Annotated in this window: 13 protein-coding genes; 6 read left to right on the top strand and 7 right to left on the bottom strand. The window is 71.9% G+C overall.

All coding sequences use genetic code 11. The annotated features are described in order from the left end of the window. Position 1: 1 nt before the first annotated feature. Genes VFV19_04520 through VFV19_04535 form a run of 4 tightly spaced genes read right to left on the bottom strand, consistent with a single transcriptional unit; the run spans position 2 to position 6,174 of the window. Positions 2 to 1,966: a (Fe-S)-binding protein gene (locus tag VFV19_04520; GenBank protein HEX4823548.1), complete on the bottom strand. Its 1,965-nt coding sequence runs from the start codon at positions 1,964 to 1,966 to the stop codon at positions 2 to 4. A 13-nt stretch (positions 1,967 to 1,979) separates the two neighbouring features. Next, a complete protein-coding gene (locus tag VFV19_04525; GenBank protein HEX4823549.1) occupies positions 1,980 to 3,989 on the bottom strand; it encodes an RNB domain-containing ribonuclease in 2,010 nt (669 codons plus the stop codon). Then, positions 3,989 to 5,263 (bottom strand): VWA domain-containing protein, encoded by a 1,275-nt coding sequence (locus VFV19_04530; protein ID HEX4823550.1) that lies wholly within the window; start codon positions 5,261 to 5,263, stop codon positions 3,989 to 3,991. The genes VFV19_04525 and VFV19_04530 overlap by 1 nt, the downstream gene beginning before the upstream one ends. Next, a complete protein-coding gene (locus tag VFV19_04535) occupies positions 5,260 to 6,174 on the bottom strand; it encodes a MoxR family ATPase (GenBank protein HEX4823551.1) in 915 nt (304 codons plus the stop codon). The genes VFV19_04530 and VFV19_04535 overlap by 4 nt, the downstream gene beginning before the upstream one ends. Before the next feature lie 110 nt (positions 6,175 to 6,284). Here VFV19_04535 and VFV19_04540 point away from each other — a divergent pair, with 110 nt between their 5' ends. Genes VFV19_04540 through VFV19_04550 form a run of 3 tightly spaced genes read left to right on the top strand, consistent with a single transcriptional unit; the run spans position 6,285 to position 10,439 of the window. Next, positions 6,285 to 7,349 carry a fumarylacetoacetate hydrolase family protein gene (locus tag VFV19_04540; protein ID HEX4823552.1) on the top strand — a complete coding sequence of 355 codons (1,065 nt, stop codon included), beginning with the start codon at positions 6,285 to 6,287 and terminating at the stop codon, positions 7,347 to 7,349. Continuing rightward, positions 7,346 to 9,649, top strand: a complete 2,304-nt coding sequence (locus VFV19_04545) for a hypothetical protein (GenBank protein ID HEX4823553.1) — start codon at positions 7,346 to 7,348, stop codon at positions 9,647 to 9,649. Before VFV19_04540 ends, VFV19_04545 begins: the two co-directional genes overlap by 4 nt. 10 nt (positions 9,650 to 9,659) lie before the next feature. Next, positions 9,660 to 10,439, top strand: a complete 780-nt coding sequence (locus VFV19_04550; protein HEX4823554.1) for an SDR family NAD(P)-dependent oxidoreductase — start codon at positions 9,660 to 9,662, stop codon at positions 10,437 to 10,439. A gap of 117 nt (positions 10,440 to 10,556) precedes the next feature. Here the strand turns inward: VFV19_04550 and VFV19_04555 are convergent, their stop codons facing one another. Further along, positions 10,557 to 11,099: an NUDIX hydrolase gene (locus VFV19_04555; GenBank protein ID HEX4823555.1), complete on the bottom strand. Its 543-nt coding sequence runs from the start codon at positions 11,097 to 11,099 to the stop codon at positions 10,557 to 10,559. Further along, positions 11,099 to 11,296 (bottom strand): hypothetical protein, encoded by a 198-nt coding sequence (locus VFV19_04560; GenBank protein ID HEX4823556.1) that lies wholly within the window; start codon positions 11,294 to 11,296, stop codon positions 11,099 to 11,101. The genes VFV19_04555 and VFV19_04560 overlap by 1 nt, the downstream gene beginning before the upstream one ends. Before the next feature lie 39 nt (positions 11,297 to 11,335). On the opposite strand from VFV19_04560, the gene VFV19_04565 reads away from it, so the two are divergent. From VFV19_04565 to mutY, 3 genes are read left to right on the top strand one after another with little or no spacing between them, the layout of a single operon-like run. Continuing rightward, positions 11,336 to 11,665 (top strand): (2Fe-2S) ferredoxin domain-containing protein, encoded by a 330-nt coding sequence (locus tag VFV19_04565; GenBank protein HEX4823557.1) that lies wholly within the window; start codon positions 11,336 to 11,338, stop codon positions 11,663 to 11,665. Between the two features lie 3 nt (positions 11,666 to 11,668). After that, complete coding sequence (locus VFV19_04570) at positions 11,669 to 13,759, top strand: glycerophosphodiester phosphodiesterase family protein (GenBank protein ID HEX4823558.1); 2,091 nt, start codon at positions 11,669 to 11,671, stop codon at positions 13,757 to 13,759. Positions 13,760 to 13,772: 13 nt separating this feature from the next. Further along, positions 13,773 to 14,840: an A/G-specific adenine glycosylase gene (mutY, locus tag VFV19_04575; GenBank protein HEX4823559.1), complete on the top strand. Its 1,068-nt coding sequence runs from the start codon at positions 13,773 to 13,775 to the stop codon at positions 14,838 to 14,840. Here mutY and VFV19_04580 read toward each other — a convergent pair. After that, the gene (locus tag VFV19_04580; protein HEX4823560.1) at positions 14,774 to 15,235 is read right to left on the bottom strand and encodes a hypothetical protein; all 462 of its coding nucleotides are present in this window, start codon (positions 15,233 to 15,235) and stop codon (positions 14,774 to 14,776) included. The two genes, mutY and VFV19_04580, sit on opposite strands and share 67 nt — an antisense overlap. Between the last annotated feature and the right edge of the window lie 36 nt (positions 15,236 to 15,271).

A 15,271-nucleotide genomic window follows, 5' to 3' on the forward strand; every position in this document is an offset into this window, starting at 1 on the left:
GTCAGCGGACCATCTTGGCGGCGACGATCTGCGCGACGTCTTGCACCTGCATCGCTTCGGCGCGGCCGGTCTCGTTGATGCCGTCGGCGAGCATGGTCATGCAGAACGGGCACGCGGAGGCGACGAGCGGTGCGTTCGTCGTCGCGGCTTCGTCGACGCGCGCGGTGTTGACCTTCGTCCCGATCTTCTCTTCCATCCACATGCGGCCGCCGCCGGCGCCGCAGCAGAAGCCGTTCTCGCGGCTCCTCGGCATCTCGATGATGTTCAGGCCGGCCGACGACAGCGCCTGGCGCGGCGCGTCGTAGACGCCGTTGTGCCGCCCGAGGTAGCACGAGTCGTGGAAGGTGACGGTCTGCCCCGCCCCATCGCCGTTCATCTTGATCTTGCCGTCGGCGATCAGGCGCGCGATCAGCTCGGTGTGGTGGACGACCTCGTACCGGCCGCCGAGCTGCGGGTACTCGTTCAAGAGCGTGTTGAAGCAGTGCGGGCACTGCGCGACGATCTTCTTGACCTTGTAGTTGTTCAGCGTCTCGACGTTCTGCTGCGCGAGCATCTGGTAGAGATACTCGTTCCCGGTACGCCGTGCGGGATCGCCGGTGCACGTCTCTTCGGGGCCGAGCGCGGCGAACTTCACACCCGCCTGCTTGAGGATCTCCGCCGTCGCGCGGGCGACCTTCTTGCCACGATCGTCGTAGGCGCCGGCGCAGCCGACCCACATGACGTACTCGACCTCGCCGGGGCCGTCGCTCATCCACGGCACATCGAGACCGTTCGCCCAGTCGCCGCGATTCGACGGGCTCTGGCCCCACGGATTCCCGGCCTTCTCGAGGTTCTTGTAGGTGTTCGTCAGCTCCTGCGGGAACGAGCTGTCCTCGAGGACGAGCTTCCGGCGCATGCCGACGATCCGGTCGATGAACTCGATGAAGAGCGGGCACGCCTGCTCGCACGCGCGGCAAGTCGTGCACGACCAGAGGACGTCGTCGTGGATCGTCTGCGACGGGAGGACCGGCAGCTCCATCCCTTCGGGCTTCGGCTTCTGCCCGGCGAGGATCGGGAGGAGCGGCATCATGACGTGGCGCATGTCCTCGTTGATCTTCTTCGGGTTGAGCGGCTTTCCGGTCGCGTACGCCGGGCACGCCGCCTGGCAGCGGCCGCACTCGGTGCACGAGTAGACGTCGAGAAGGTCCTTCCACCGCATGTCGGTGAACGTCGTGATCCCGAACTTCTCCGAGTTCTCGAGGTCGATCATCGGCAGGGAGCCGGTGTCGAGCCTGCGGAAGAGGACGGAGGGGAGCGACGTCACGACGTGGAAGTGCTTCGAGATCGGCAGGTAGCAGAGGAAGCCGAGGAGGGTCGCCGCATGGAGCCACCACGCGACCTGGAACAGGATGGTCCGGCCGGCGAGGAACGGACCGAACAGACGTCCGACCGGCGACGGCTGGCCTTCGATCGCGGTGATCAGGAGGTCGGTGACCATGAGCGTCGCGATCATCGAGAGGATCGCGAACGCGTCGCCGGAGAGCGTGAGCCGCTTCGGCGGCGCGAACAGCCTCCTCGACGCCGCGACCACCACCATCGCGATGACGGCGAGCTCGAAGAGATCGCGCAGGAAGAGATAGGCGCGGCCGAGCACCGACGCCGGCCCGAGGAACGGCAGGTGGAACTCCGGGACGAACCCGCCCACGAGGAAGTGGAACGAGTTCAACGCGACGGCGAGGAACCCCCAGAAGATGAACGCGTGCATGAGCCCGGCGCCGAGGTAACCGGGGCTCAGGATCCGCTTCTGCCCGAGGAATTGCGTGAGCACGCCCTTCCATCGCTCCCCCCACCGGTCGAGGCGCGCCGACGGCTGTGCCGCTTGGAGCAGGAGCCATCTCTGCCGGATCAGATAGACGAAGGTCGCGGTCGAGGCGAGGAGGAGGAACGTGAACGCGAAGAGGCCGGGAAGGGTGGCGGTCGGTCTCACCGGGCGGATCGTATCAGACCGGCCGGAGGATCACGAGATCGGCCCGGGGGTTGACCCGCTCGATCCTGAGACGCACGCGATCGCCGAGATTGACTCCCGACAGCGAAGGTACGACTTCCTCGAGGAGCGTCTCGTCGAGCACGACGATCGGACGCGGAGAGGTCTCGACGACGACGCCGGTCACGCTGCCGCCGCGCGCGCGGTCGAGCCACCTGAGCATCCAGTAGCGCGCGACGGCGCGCTCGGAGCGGCGCGCCTCGAGCTCGGCCCTCTCCGTCGCCGCGAGGATGCGCTGCATCGCGGGGACGTCGTACGGCGGCGGTCCGCCGCCGAGCACCGCGGCGATCTGGCGATGGACCGCAAGGTCCTGATAGCGCCGGAGCGGCGACGTCACCTGCGCGTACGCCGCGACCCCGAGGCCGTGGTGCGGTCCGGGCTGGAGCGAGGTCTCGGCGCGCTTGAGCATGCGCCGCACCGCGCGCACGTGCACGGCGAACGGGAGCGCGGGATCGGCTTCCGGGAGGCGGCCGTCGGACGGTGCCTGGCGCCGGAAGATCGCGGGGATCCCGCGCGCCGTCAGCCAGCCCGCCGCCATCTCCCCCGCGAGGATCATCGCTTCCGAGACGATCCGCTGCGACGGCGTGTCGGGATCGCGCCGCGTGAGCGTCATGGCACCGCCCTCGCCGACGCGGATCTCGGCCTCGGGAGCGCGGAGCGACACCGCGCCCGCCGCGCGACGGACCGCGTCGCGCGCCTCGGCGAACGCGAGGAGCCGTGCGAGGAGTGCCGCGTGCGGCCCGACGGCGGAGCTCAAGGCGGCGTCCGCCTCGTCGTAGTCGAGACGCGCGCCGATGCGGAGGAGCGAGCGCGCGATCTCGAAGCTCACCGTGCGGCCGCCGGCATCGACGGTCGCGAGGAAGCTGACCCCCGGCCGCTCCTTCCCCTGGACGAGGCTCGCCTCGTCCTCCGAGACGGCGCCCGGGAGCATGAGGAGCTTCCGCTCGGGGAAGTAATAGGTCGTCCCGCGCGCAAGCGCCTCGACGTCGACCGGTCCGTCGATCGGAACGACGGCGGCGGGATCGGCGATGTGGATGCCGACGACGACCTTCCCATCGCCGGCGTCGGTGACGGAGAGCGCGTCGTCGATCTCGCGAGTCTGCGGATCGTCGATCGTGACCATCGGAACCGCGGTCAGGTCGAGCCGTCCCTCGCGCGCAAACGGCGCGACCGCAGGGAACGGCGGGAACTCCGTTCTCAGGCCGTAACGGACGATCATGAGGTTCTCGTCGTCCGAGGCGAACCGGCCGGTCAGTCGGAGGAGACGGAACGCGGCCTCCGGCAGCCGGTCCGCGGGAATGCGCGAGGCGGTGATCGCCTCGTGGGCGAGCGCGCGCTCCTTCTCCGGCGTGTCGAGCTCGTCGAGCGCGACCGCCTCGAGCGCGGCGAGGATCTTCCGTTCGGTCTCCGAGCCCGAGGGAACGAACGCATCCCCGCGCACCGCCCGAACGAGCGCCTCGATCGCGGACCCCTTCTCCGCCGCGCGCTCAGCCGCCTTCCGGCGCCCGTCGAGGATCTCGGTGACTACCGCCGCGTCGCGCGGCAGCCACCCCGAAGTCTTCCGCTGGAAGCGGACGCCGTCGGCGCCGAGCGCGATGACGGTCGCGAGGCGCGCCGCCTCGTCCACCCGCCCGAGGGCGAGATCGGCGAGGGTCGACTCCGAGAGCGTCTCCCCCCGCTCGTGGACCAGGTCCCACAGCGTCGGCACGTCGACGGCGTCGACGAGCCGTCCCACGGCTTCCCCCGCCGCCGCCGCGCGCGCCGCCGCCTCGCGCACCCCCTCGCTCGTCCGCGCGGGTGCGATCCCTCCGGCGAGGACGGCGGTCACGCGCGCCGGCGCGACCCGCTCGTCCTTCCCTTCGCGGGTCACGACGACGAGGCGCTGCTTCTCTTCCCCGATGACGACGCCGTAGGCCATCGTGTCGTCGCGCCAGTACGCCACGGTGCTGCCGGGCGCGGGCGCCATCACAGCCTCCGGACCAGCTCGGCGACGCCGGCCGCGAGGCCGTCGAGATCGTTCGCCTGAGCGACGACGTCGACCGAGAGGAGATACGCGGGAAGCGCCGAGTCCGCGGTCCCCCATCGCGACGCCGGCTCGGGAACGAGCCAGATCAGCGCCCGGCACCCGCGCGCGATCTCCTCGAGCGCCCAGGGAAGCGGATCGAAGCGGTTCGTCCTGCCGTCGCCGAGGACGACGAGGACCATGTCGCGCCCGCGCGGTCTGAGCCTTCCTGCGAGCAGGGAATGGAACGCGCGCCCGTAGTCGCTCGGCGCGTCGAGGTTGAGACCCTCGATCCCGTCGAGGACGTCGGCGAAGGCGACGCCGCGCCGCGCGATCCCGTCGCCCGGCCGGGCACCCCGGCGCTTCTTGGGCGACGCGAGGCGCGAACGCCCGCGCGCCCAGCGCGCGATCGCCGCCGTCGCATCGACCGGCTTGTCGACGAAAGCGAGCACACGCGCGCGCCGGCCGAGATCGAGGAACGCCGACGCCATGAGCAGGAAGAGTCCCGCCGCCCTCGCGACCGAGAACGACACGTCGACGAGGAGGATGACGCGCGCCGTCTTGCGCTTCGGCCTCCGATACGGGAGCACGAACGGCACGCCGCCCGAGGCGAGGCTCTCGCGCATCGCGCGGCGCATCCACGGCCGGCCCGCGCGCGCGCGCTCCATCCGCCGCGCGCGCCGGAGATCGATCTCGCGCACGAGCCGCGGGATCTCCCGTGCGAGGGCGCGCTCCTCGTCGGTGGTCATCCGCCGCGACAGCTCGGCACGGCACGGCGACGCCGCGTCGGCGGGAGCAGGCATCACGATCCGTTTGCGGAGGCGGCCGGGGCGCCGCTCGTCCCGCTTCCGTTCGGAGCGGCCTTCCTCGTTCGCTCCCGCAGCCGCGCGCGGATGCTTCGGCTCCGTTTCCTGCGGCCGGAGCTTTCGAGAGGGGACAGCTTCCGAAACTTGTCGTGCAGAGTTTCGGAAGCTGTCCCCTCTTCCAGCAGGGCGCCCGACTCCCTCGCCCTTCCCCGGGAGCTTCGGCGCCGTGAAGAACGCGTCGAACAGGCGATCGAAGGCGAGGGCCGAGCGGCGATCCTTCGCGAGCGTCGCGCGGAGCGCCGAGCGCACCTCGTGGCGCTTCTCGAGGCCGACGAGATCGAGCGCACGTGACGCGTCGATCAGCTCCGCGGGCGAGACCGGGTGTCCCGAGCGGCGGAGCGCGTCGGCGAATCGTACGAGAGCCGGAATCATCCGCGGAAGCGCGACGGATCGGCGAGGACACGCTCGACGTCCTCGCGGTTCTTGAGGAGCGCGCCGAGCGTCTTCTTGAGCGCTCCCGCCGAGAGCCCGTCGGCGCCGACGGCGACGAGCGCGAGCGCCCAGTCCACGACCTCGGCGATCCCGGGCGCCTTCTTGAGGTCGGCCTTGCGGAGCGACTGCGCAAAGCGCACGAGACGCTCGGTCAGCGCGACGGAAATCCCCGGCACGCGCGCCTCGACGATCCGGATCTCGTCCTCGGTCGTCGGGTAGTCGACGTAGAGGTAGAGGCAGCGGCGGCGAAGCGCGTCCGACAGCTCGCGCGTGTCGTTCGACGTCAGGACGACCCGCGGCGGATGCGCGGCTTTCAGCGTTCCGAGCTCGGGGATCGACACCTGATGGTCGGAGAGGACCTCGAGCAGGAACGCCTCGAACTCCTCGTCCGAGCGGTCGACCTCGTCGACGAGAAGGACCGCCGGTCGCTTCGTGAGAATCGCCTGGAGGAGCGGCCGTGGCAGCAGGAAGTCGCGCGAGAAGAAGCCGTCGGCCTCGTCCCTCAGAATCGCGATCGCCCCCGCGAGGTCGGCGGCACGTCCGAGAATCTCCCCCGTCTTGTCGCGCAAGAGCTGCGCGTAGAGCATCTGCTTCCCGTACGACCACTCGTAGAGCGCTTTCGCCTCGTCGAGCCCTTCGTAGCATTGGAGGCGGATCAGCTCCGCGTCGTGGTACTGAGCCCAGAGCTTCGCGATCTCCGTCTTGCCGACGCCCGGCGGTCCCTCGAGGAGGAGCGGCTTCCCGAGCGCGTCCGCCAAGAAGAGCGAGGTCGCGACTTCCGGCGCCGCGATGAACCCTGACTCGGCGAACCGGGCCGCGATCGTCTCGGGCGATATTTCCTTGCGGGACATCGGCGTCATTGTAGGTGACGGGAATTAATAAGGGGACAGCTACCGAATTTCGCACTTCAGAAATTCGGTAGCTGTCCCCTTATTAATTCCCGTCACCTACAATGCGCGCGATGCAGGCGCCGCCCTTCAACCAGTACCTCGGCATCCACGTCGACCGCATGGAGGGTGGCGAGGCGGTCGCGCGCATCGAGCTGGGCCCGCACCACACGAACAATCGCGGCGTCGCGCACGGCGGGGTCGTACTCTCGCTCCTCGACTCCGCGATGGGCGCCGCGGTGATCTCGGCCATCCCGAAGGAGTGGTGGTGCGCGACGACGGGGCTCAACGTGCAGTTCCTCACCGGGCCTCGCGAGGGGAACATCACGGCCGAGGGGCGCGTGACGCGCCGGGGGCGGACGGTCGCCTTCGCCGAGGGCCGCGCGCACGACTCGAAGGGGACGCTCGTCGCGACCGCCCAGGGCACGTGGCACCTGTGGCCGCACAAGCCGGAGATCGACGGCCGCGACGCCGGCGAAACGGTCGTCGTCCAGGGAACGGGAGCGCGCCTCCGCGTCGGCAAGATCCTCGCCGTCGGCCGCAACTACGCCGATCACAACGTCGAGATGGGTGGCACCCCCGCGACGCCTCCGGTCTTGTTCCTGAAGCCTCCGTCGGCGCTTGCCGGCGACGGCGCGCGCCTCACGCTGCCCGAGGGTTTCGGCCAGGTCCACCACGAGGTCGAGATGGTCGTCGTCATCGGGAAGCGTGGCCGCACGATCGCCGAAGCCGACGCGATGGATCACGTGCTCGGGTACGCCGTCGGTCTCGACCTGACGTTGCGCGATCTTCAGAACGAGGCGAAGAAGAAGGGCGAGCCCTGGGACCTCGCGAAGGGGTTCGACGGGTCGGCGCCGGTCTCGCTCGTCGTTCCGAAAGAAGCCGCGGGCGACGCGGGCCGGCTCGCGCTCACGCTCGACGTCAACGGGACCCGCCGCCAATCGGGGAGCACCGCGCAGATGCAGCACAAGATCCCCGCGCTCGTCGCGCTCGCCTCGCGGCTCATCACGCTCGAGCGCGGAGATCTCCTCTTCACCGGCACGCCGGCGGGCGTCGGTCCGATCGTTCCCGGCGACCGCCTCGAGGCGCACCTGGGCGATCTCGTCTCGCTCCGGGTCACCGTCGAGCCTCCCAGGTGACGCGCGGCAGGATTGGCCTGGTCCTGATCCTCGCCGCCTTCGCCGTCCTCGGGGCGCTCCGGCTCAACCGCTTCTGCCTCCTCGAGCCGGATTCGCCCGGCTACCTGTTCCAGGCACGCGCGCTCGCGACGGGACACGGCTACCGGGAGATCGATCATCCCGGCGAGCCGCTTCACACGTTCCGTCCGCCGGGGCTTTCGATCCTGCTCGCCCCGCTCGCGCTCGTGGCCCCGTACTCGGCCGTCGCGGCGAAGGCGATCGTGCTCCTCACCGCCCTTTGCGCTCTCGCGCTGACATGGGCGCTCGCCGCGCGCGGCGGGAGCGCCCTGGGGGCCACCGTCGCGCTCACCGTCGTCGCGTCGTCGCCGTACGCGCTCCTTCACGCGTCGGAGGTCGTCACCGAGTTCCCTTACCTCGCCCTCTCGCTCGCGGCGATCCACTGGGTCACGCGCCGCGAAGGCAAGCCGTCCCCTTTCGACGTCGCCGTGCTCGCGGCCGTCCTCACGTGCCTGCCGTTCCTCAGGACGATCGGGATCGCGCTCGTGGGGGCGATCGCGCTCTGGTGCCTCTCGGGCCGCTCGCGGCGCGCATGGCTCCCCGCGCCCGCCGCTGCGATCGTCGCGACCGGCCTGTGGTCGCTGCGGAATCATCTCGCCGGCGGCCCGACCTACTTCGGCGCGATCGCGCACGCGGGGATCTCCGGCATCGCGAAGCGGATCGTGGACGCCTGCGTGTTCTACGGGTCACGCTTCCTGGACGTACTCCTTCCCGGGTTCTGGCCGGGCCGCCCGCTCTACGAGCGCTTGACCGTCGGCGGCACGACCGACCTCGGCGGGCTCCACGGCGGCGCCCGGCTCGTCGCCGCGGTGGTCCTCGGCCTCGCGGCGCTCGGCGCGTGGCGGAGGCGCGAGCGGGAGGGCAGCCTGATCGCGATCTACGCTGCGCTCTTCGGCGCCGTGCTCGTCCTCTACCCACCGAGGCACGAGCGGCTCACGTGGCCTCTCGTGCCGCTCGTCGTCGCGCTCGCCCCCGCCGGCGTCGCTGCGATCGGCCGGCGCACGGCCGCGGCGGTGGCGATCGCGCTCGCCTCCGCCCTCGTGCTCTGGCAGTCGCTCGCGTCGGTCGCGATCGTCCGCGACAACCTCGCGTGCGAGCGCGCGCCGGAGCGGTTCTACGCCGAGCGCATCCCGCCGATCTACTTCGCCGATTGGCAGGCGGCGGGGACCTGGCTCGCCGCGCATGCGCCGCGCGGCGCCCGCGCGCTCACGCGGCACTCCGACGTCGGATTCACGTCGCGCCTCCACCAGGAGTCGATCCGGTTCGAGGAGCTCCCGCCCGCCGCGTGGCGCGCCCGCCTCGCACAAGCCGGCGCCCGGTACCTCGTCGTCCCGACGTCGCTCTTCGGGAAGTTCTTCCCGATGGGGCTCCTGCGCTCCGATCCGATCTACAGCTACGAGGTCGTCTGGCAAGGCTCGGACGTGGCCGTCGTCGCCGTGTCGCCGAACCGAACCGGCGCCGTCCTCCCGCCGGCCCCGCCCGCCACCGAGTCGGCCGCGTGCGAAGCCGCGCGCGAGCGCGAGCCGGGCCGCGTCGATCTCGAGAGCCGCTGTGCCGAGCTCCTCGCCGCCGCGGGAAAGCCCGACGCGGCGATCGAGCGCCTGCGGACGATCGTTCGCGGCGGCCGCGCCGACGTGCGGATCCAGGTCGCTCTCGGCCAGCTCCTCCTCGACCAGAAGCGGGACGCGGAGGCGCTCGACGCGTTCCGCGCCGCGGCTCTCATGCCCGAGGCCGACCTCCTCGAGCAGACGATCGCCCGCGGGACCTCCGCGGCGGCGGAGCTCGCGGCGGCGAGCGGGATCGACAAGACGGTGCGCGCGCACGCCGCGATCGCCCGTGCGCGCCAGCGCATGGAGGACCTGCGCTGGGGCGACGCCAGGCTTCTCGTCGAGGAAGCGATCGTCTTCGCGCCTTACGATCCTCTCGTCGTGGCGACGGCGGGCGACGTCGCGCTCCGGCGGCAGGACTACGGAACCGCGGTCGGCCTCTACGATCAGGCCGGCCGCGAGGGCGACGCCGTCTCGGCGGCCAAGTCGAAGGCGCTGGACGCGACGCTCAGGACCGAAGCGTCGCTCGACGCCGCCGAACCGCCGGCGATCGTCGCGGCGGCCTCCTTCTGGACGCAGACCGGAACGCCGGGCCGCGCGCTCGATCTCCTCGAGCGCGCCCTGGCGAAGCGGCCGGGCGATCCCGCGCTCGCTGGACCTCTTGGCGAGCTTCGCCGCTTCTACGGCCTCGACTAAGATCCGCTCCATGGCGCGCGCTTTCGCGGGGAAGACCGTCCTCATCACCGGCGCCTCGAGCGGCATCGGGAAGGCCGCGGCGTCGGCGTTCGCGGCCCAGGGAGCGCAGGTCATCGCGATCGCGCGCGACCGGGAGAAGCTCGACGCGCTCGCCGCCGGGAACTCTTCGATCGTGCCTCTCGTGTGCGACGTGACGGACGGCCCCGCGATGGAGACGCTCGCACGGACGGTCCTGGAGCGCTTCGGCGCACCCGACGTCGTCGTCGCGAACGCCGGCCGCGGTGTCGACGCGCCGTTCGTCGCGACGTCGGACGACGCGTACCGGGCGCTCTTCGAGGTCAACGTCCTCGGCGTCGTGCGGACGATCCGCCCGTTCCTTCCCGCCATGATCGCGCGCGGGAGCGGCCGCGTCCTCATCGTGTCGTCGATCGTCGGCAAGCGCGGCGTCCCGAACTACAGCGCCTACGCGGCGAGCAAGTTCGCCCTCCACGGCATCCTCGACGCCCTCCGCCCGGAGCTCTCCGGCACCGGCGTGAGCGCGGGGATCGTCTGCCCCTCGTCGACCGAGACGGAGTTCGACAGCCGCAAGCTGCGAGCGGGAACTCCGCAGAACAAGGTTCGGGTGCAGCGGCACTCCGCCGAGTCGGTCGCTCGCGCCCTCGTCCGCATGGCGCGATGGACGCGGCGGGAGATGGTGATCTCGCCCGAAGGAAAGCTCATGGTCGTCGTCGATCGCCTCGCGCCTTCGCTCATGGACTGGATCCTGGCGCGCACCCTCGTCAAGAGATAAGGGGACAGCTACCGAATTCCCACCCAAAGAAAGAGGTTCTTCACACACAACTCAGCCTGGGTTGTGTGTGAAGAAACCATCCCTCTTTCTTTGGGTGGGAATTCGGTAGCTGTCCCCTTATCTCAGTCCGAGGCGGTAGAACGCCGCCACCACGAGCGCGTGGGTGATCGCGCCCGAGCGAATCAATGCGGGGACTTCGGCCAAGGGATACGTGACGACCTCGAATGCTTCGTCCTCGTCCGGATCGGGCGGCCCCGCGAAGCGCGCATTGCGGGCGAGGAAGGTGTGGCAGCGGTTCGTCTGGACGGCGGGGTTCGGATGGACCCAACCGAGGTCGACGAGGTCGTCGGTGTCGTAGCCTGTCTCTTCGCGTAGCTCGCGGCGCGCGGCGATCGGCGGCGGCTCGGCGGGATCGCACATCCCGCCGGGGATCTCGAGTGTGACCTCGTCGATCCCGAAGCGGAACTGGCGGATGAAGACGACGTCGCCCGTGGGGGTCAGCGGGACGACGTTGATCCAGTCGGGCGCGTCGACGACGAAGTAGTCGCGCGGCGCGGTGCCGTCCGGCGGCGCGAAGCGCACGCGGTCGACGTCGAAGACACGACACGCGGCGACGCGGTCGCGTCCGAGGCGGCGCCAGGGCTTGACGCCGTGTGCCACTACGCGGCGGGGGCCTCGGGCTTGCCGGCGAGGCGCTTGGCCCGCGCTTCCATCGAGCGGCGCTGACGCTGGGCGCGGCGGATGCGCTTCTTCGCGGCGCGGACCTTCGGGGCGTCCATCGACGAGGCCTTCTCGGTGAGCTTCTTCTTGAGGCGCGCGGTCTTCTGCTTGAGCGATTCGACGGTCTTGGCGGGCATCGTGATCTCCTGAAAGGACGCATCATATACACTCCCGCCATGCCCCCCTACGAGCGCCACGTCTTCGTCTGCGAGAACCGGCGGGCCGACGAAGACCCGCGCGGCTGCTGCGCGGCGAAGGGCGCAGGTGCGATCCGCGAGCGCCTCAAGGTGCTGGCGAAGAACGCCGGCCTCAGGGGCCGCGTCCGGATCAACGGCGCCGGCTGCCTCGACCAGTGCGAGCACGGGCCGACGATCGTCGTCTACCCCGAGGCGGTCTGGTACGGGCACGTGACGCCGGACGACGTCGACGAGATCTTCGAGAGCCACGTGCTCGGGGGGCGGCCGGTCGAGCGCCTGCGCCTGCCCCACATGCGCCCCGAAAAGTAATCGATGGTCGTCGACGGGCGGCGGTTCCTGATCGTCGGGCACCGCGGCGCCGCCGCCAAGGCGCCCGAGAACACCGCGGCGTCGCTCACGGCGGGACTCGACGCCGGAGCGGGCGCGATCGAGGTCGACGTCGGCCTCACACGGGACGGGCGGGTCGTCCTCCTCCACGACACGACCCTCGACCGCACGACGAACGGCCGCGGGCCGCTCCGTGCGCTCCCTTGGCCTGCGGTCGCCGCCCTCGACGCGGGATCGTGGTTCGCAGGCCGCTTCGCCGGCGAGCCGCCGATCGACCTCGACGACGCGCTCTCGATCGTCCGCGCGCACGTGCCCCTCATCGTCGAGGTCAAGCCGATGACCCGCGAGCGCGAGGGGCGCGTCGACCGCGAGGATCGCGCGCTCATCGACGGCGTCCTCGCCGCGTTCGAGCGCACGGGCGGCTTCCGCGGCGTCACGATGTCATCGGCGGCGTGGAGCCTCCTCGAGGACGCGCGGGCGAAGGCGCCCGCGCTCGACGTCGCGCTCACCGTGCGCTCGCTCGAAAGGCGCGATCCGGTCGCGTGGGCGCAGCGGGTCGGCGCGACGGCGCTCCACCCGAGCCGCCGCCTGTGCACGCCGTCGTTCGTCGGCCGCGCGCGCGGGCTCGGCCTCGCGGTGATCGCGTACACGGTGAACACCTCGGGCGAGCTGCGGCCACTGCTCGAAGCCGGCGTCGACGGCGTCTTCACCGACGATCCGGCGGGGATCCGGAGGAAGCTCGCCGCGCGCACCCGCGAGGAGAAGGCCGAGGGTGGCCTGACGCTCGGCATCGACCAGGGAAGCGGCGGGACGCGCGCCGTCCTCGCCGATGCGGCGGGCCGGGTCGTCGAATCCGGCGAGGCGCGCCTCGCTTCGACGCGAACCAAGGACGGCGCGATCGTCCAGGACGCCGAGGCGGTCGCGGCGTCGGTCGTCCGCGCGGCGGGGCCTCTCGTCGTGGGAAGGGCGCGCACGATCGGCGCCGCGGGGCTCGCCGTGCAGAGGTCGTCGCTCGTCGTCTGGCGGCGATCCGACGCGAGGCCGGTGACCCCGGTCCTCTCGTGGCGCGCCGGCACGCCTTACGAGGTTCCGGCCGCGCTCGCGGCGAGTGAAGAGCGCATCGCCGAGGCGACCGGACTCACCGTCCGGTTCCCCTACGGCGCCGTGCGTCTCGCCGCGCTTCGCCGCGACGATCCAGAGGTCGCCGAGGGGCTCGACGCCGGCCGCTACGTCGCCGGGCCGCTCGGCGCGTTCCTCGTCGCGCGCCTGACGCGCGGCGACGCGCCCGCGTGCGACCCGTCGCTCGCGCAGCGGACCCTCGCGTGGGACTTCCGCGCGGGACGGTGGAGCGACCAGCTGGCGGCGATCCTCGGCGTGCCGGCGCTTTCGTGGCCGAAGGTCGCGCCCTCGACGTCTCACCGCGGCTTCCTCCGCCTCGGCCGCTCGCGCGTCCCGCTCCACGCCCTCGCCGGCGACGTCGGTGCCGCGGTCCGCGGCGCGGGGCAGGACGACGCCGGCGTCCTCGTCCTCGGCACGGGCGGATTCGTCGTCGTCCCGACCGGACGCGCCGCCGTGCGCGCGGCGGGTCTCCTCACGTCGATCCTCTACGAAGATGCGGCGGGCCCGCTCTTCGCGGTCGAGGGAACGGTCCACGGCCTCGCCGCGGCGATCGCGCGGGCCGGAGCGTCCGGCGGATGGCAGTCGCTCCCGGTCGAGCGGATCGCGTCGCGCGCGGGGAGCGCGACGCGCGCCGCCGCGGTGACGGCCGCGCCCGAGGGCACCGGGACTCCCGACTGGGTCGTCGCCCCGCGGTTCTCCATCGACGACGGGTGCGAGGAGCCGGAGGCGATCGTCGCCGGGACCTTGGACGATCTCGCCCGCCGCTTCGGAGCGATCGCCGCGCTCGTGCGCGACGCGGGACTTTCTACCGCGCGATGCGTCGCCACGGGCGGCGCCGCCGCATCGCCTCACTTGACCGTTCGCATCGCGAGGGCGATGCGCGCCGAGATCGACGTCGACCACCGCCCCCTCCGCACCGCCGCCGGCGCTTCGCTCCTGGCCCGCGATGCGGTCTGAGACGGCTCGCGCCGTGCGCGCGCCTCTCCTCCGGTGGTACCGGAAGAACGCGCGCGACCTCCCGTGGCGGCGGATGCGCGACCCCTACGCGATCTGGGTCTCCGAGGTCATGCTCCAGCAGACGACGGTCGGCGCGGTGCTCCCCTACTACGCGCGCTTCCTCGAGCGTTTTCCCGACGTCGCGTCGCTCGCCCGCGCGAGCGAAGACGACGTGCTCGCGCAGTGGACCGGCCTCGGCTACTACCGCCGCGCCCGCGCGCTGCGCCTCGGGGCCGCGGCCGTCGTCTTACGTCACGGCGGGCGCGTTCCCGGCGACGTCGAAGCGCTCCGCACCCTCCCCGGGATCGGCCGCTACACCGCCGGCGCGATCGCGAGCGTCGCCTTCGGTCTGCCCGCGCCGATCGTCGACGGCAACGTCAAGCGCGTCTTCGCACGCCTGTTCGCGCTTCCCGGCGAAGGTGCGGCCCTCGAACGCCGCTGCTGGCCGATCGCGGAGACGCTCGTCCGCGGGTTGCACCCGGGGGACTTCAACCAGGCCGTCATGGAGCTGGGCGCGCTCGTCTGCACGCCGAAGGCGCCGAACTGCCTGGCGTGCCCGGTCGCGTCCCATTGCGCCGCCTCTTGCGCGGGCCGCCAGGCAGAGTTCCCGGCACCGGCACCGCGGAAGACGATCCGAAATCGGCGCCTCGCGGCGGCGTGGGTCGAGCGGCGCGGACGCGTGCTCCTCGTGCGCCGGAGCGCCGGGGGCTCTCTCCGCGGGACGTGGGACGTGCCGGCGGTCGCCATCGAGGGGAAGGAAACCGCGGCTACCGCGCTCACGCGCGCGAGCTTCGCTCCGGGCAAGGCGCTCACGCGGGTGACCCACACGATCCTGACGACACGCTTCGCCCTCGAGGTGGTCGCCGCCAAGGCGCCGGCCGGACGCGGCCGCGACCGCCTCTGGATCGAGCCGTCCAAGCTCGGCGAGATCGCCACGTCCGGCGCGACGATGAAGATCGCGCGCGCCGTCCTCCCTCAGAAGCGGTCCCAGGCGGACAAGCCCTCGGGCTCGTCGGCGGGCAGCTCGCCGAGAAAGCTGTAGGGCTTCCCCTCCATGAGCGGGACCGCGCCGAACGCGACGTCGAGCCCGGCCCAGTAGGCGAGGAACGCCGTGGCGGCGACCCCGACCGGTCCGCGCTCGCCGGCGGCGGCGAGCCCCGCGAGGCCGGCCGCGGCGAGAGCAGCAGGCGGATAGAGCGCGACGCGGAGCGCGCGCGCGTGGCTACGACCTGCGGCGCCCTGCACCCAGTCCCTCGCGAGCCGGCCCGCAGCGTAACCGGCGGCGACACCACCGAAGAGCACCCACCACTCGAGATACCTGAGGCGCTCGCTCTCGAGGCCGCCGAGCCGCCGCCACGGCGCGGCGAACGTATAGAGAACGGCGCACCACGCGGCGAGCCACAGCGTGCCCGCGAGCTTCCTTCGCCATGCCTTCATGGAACACCCGACGAGGAGGGACGGTGACCGGGACGG

Source organism: Candidatus Polarisedimenticolaceae bacterium, from assembly GCA_036275915.1.
Lineage (GTDB): Bacteria > Acidobacteriota > Polarisedimenticolia > Polarisedimenticolales > DASRJG01 > DASRJG01.

Coding starts and splice junctions, on each gene's coding strand:
- VFV19_04580 (HEX4823560.1), bottom strand. CDS start 15,235: ATGAAGGCATGGCGAAGGAAGCTCGCGGGCACGCTGTGGCTCGCCGCG.
- VFV19_04565 (HEX4823557.1), top strand. CDS start 11,336: ATGCCCCCCTACGAGCGCCACGTCTTCGTCTGCGAGAACCGGCGGGCC.
- VFV19_04540 (HEX4823552.1), top strand. CDS start 6,285: ATGCAGGCGCCGCCCTTCAACCAGTACCTCGGCATCCACGTCGACCGC.
- VFV19_04570 (HEX4823558.1), top strand. CDS start 11,669: ATGGTCGTCGACGGGCGGCGGTTCCTGATCGTCGGGCACCGCGGCGCC.
- VFV19_04550 (HEX4823554.1), top strand. CDS start 9,660: ATGGCGCGCGCTTTCGCGGGGAAGACCGTCCTCATCACCGGCGCCTCG.
- VFV19_04535 (HEX4823551.1), bottom strand. CDS start 6,174: ATGTCCCGCAAGGAAATATCGCCCGAGACGATCGCGGCCCGGTTCGCC.
- VFV19_04560 (HEX4823556.1), bottom strand. CDS start 11,296: ATGCCCGCCAAGACCGTCGAATCGCTCAAGCAGAAGACCGCGCGCCTC.
- VFV19_04530 (HEX4823550.1), bottom strand. CDS start 5,263: ATGATTCCGGCTCTCGTACGATTCGCCGACGCGCTCCGCCGCTCGGGA.
- VFV19_04525 (HEX4823549.1), bottom strand. CDS start 3,989: ATGGCGCCCGCGCCCGGCAGCACCGTGGCGTACTGGCGCGACGACACG.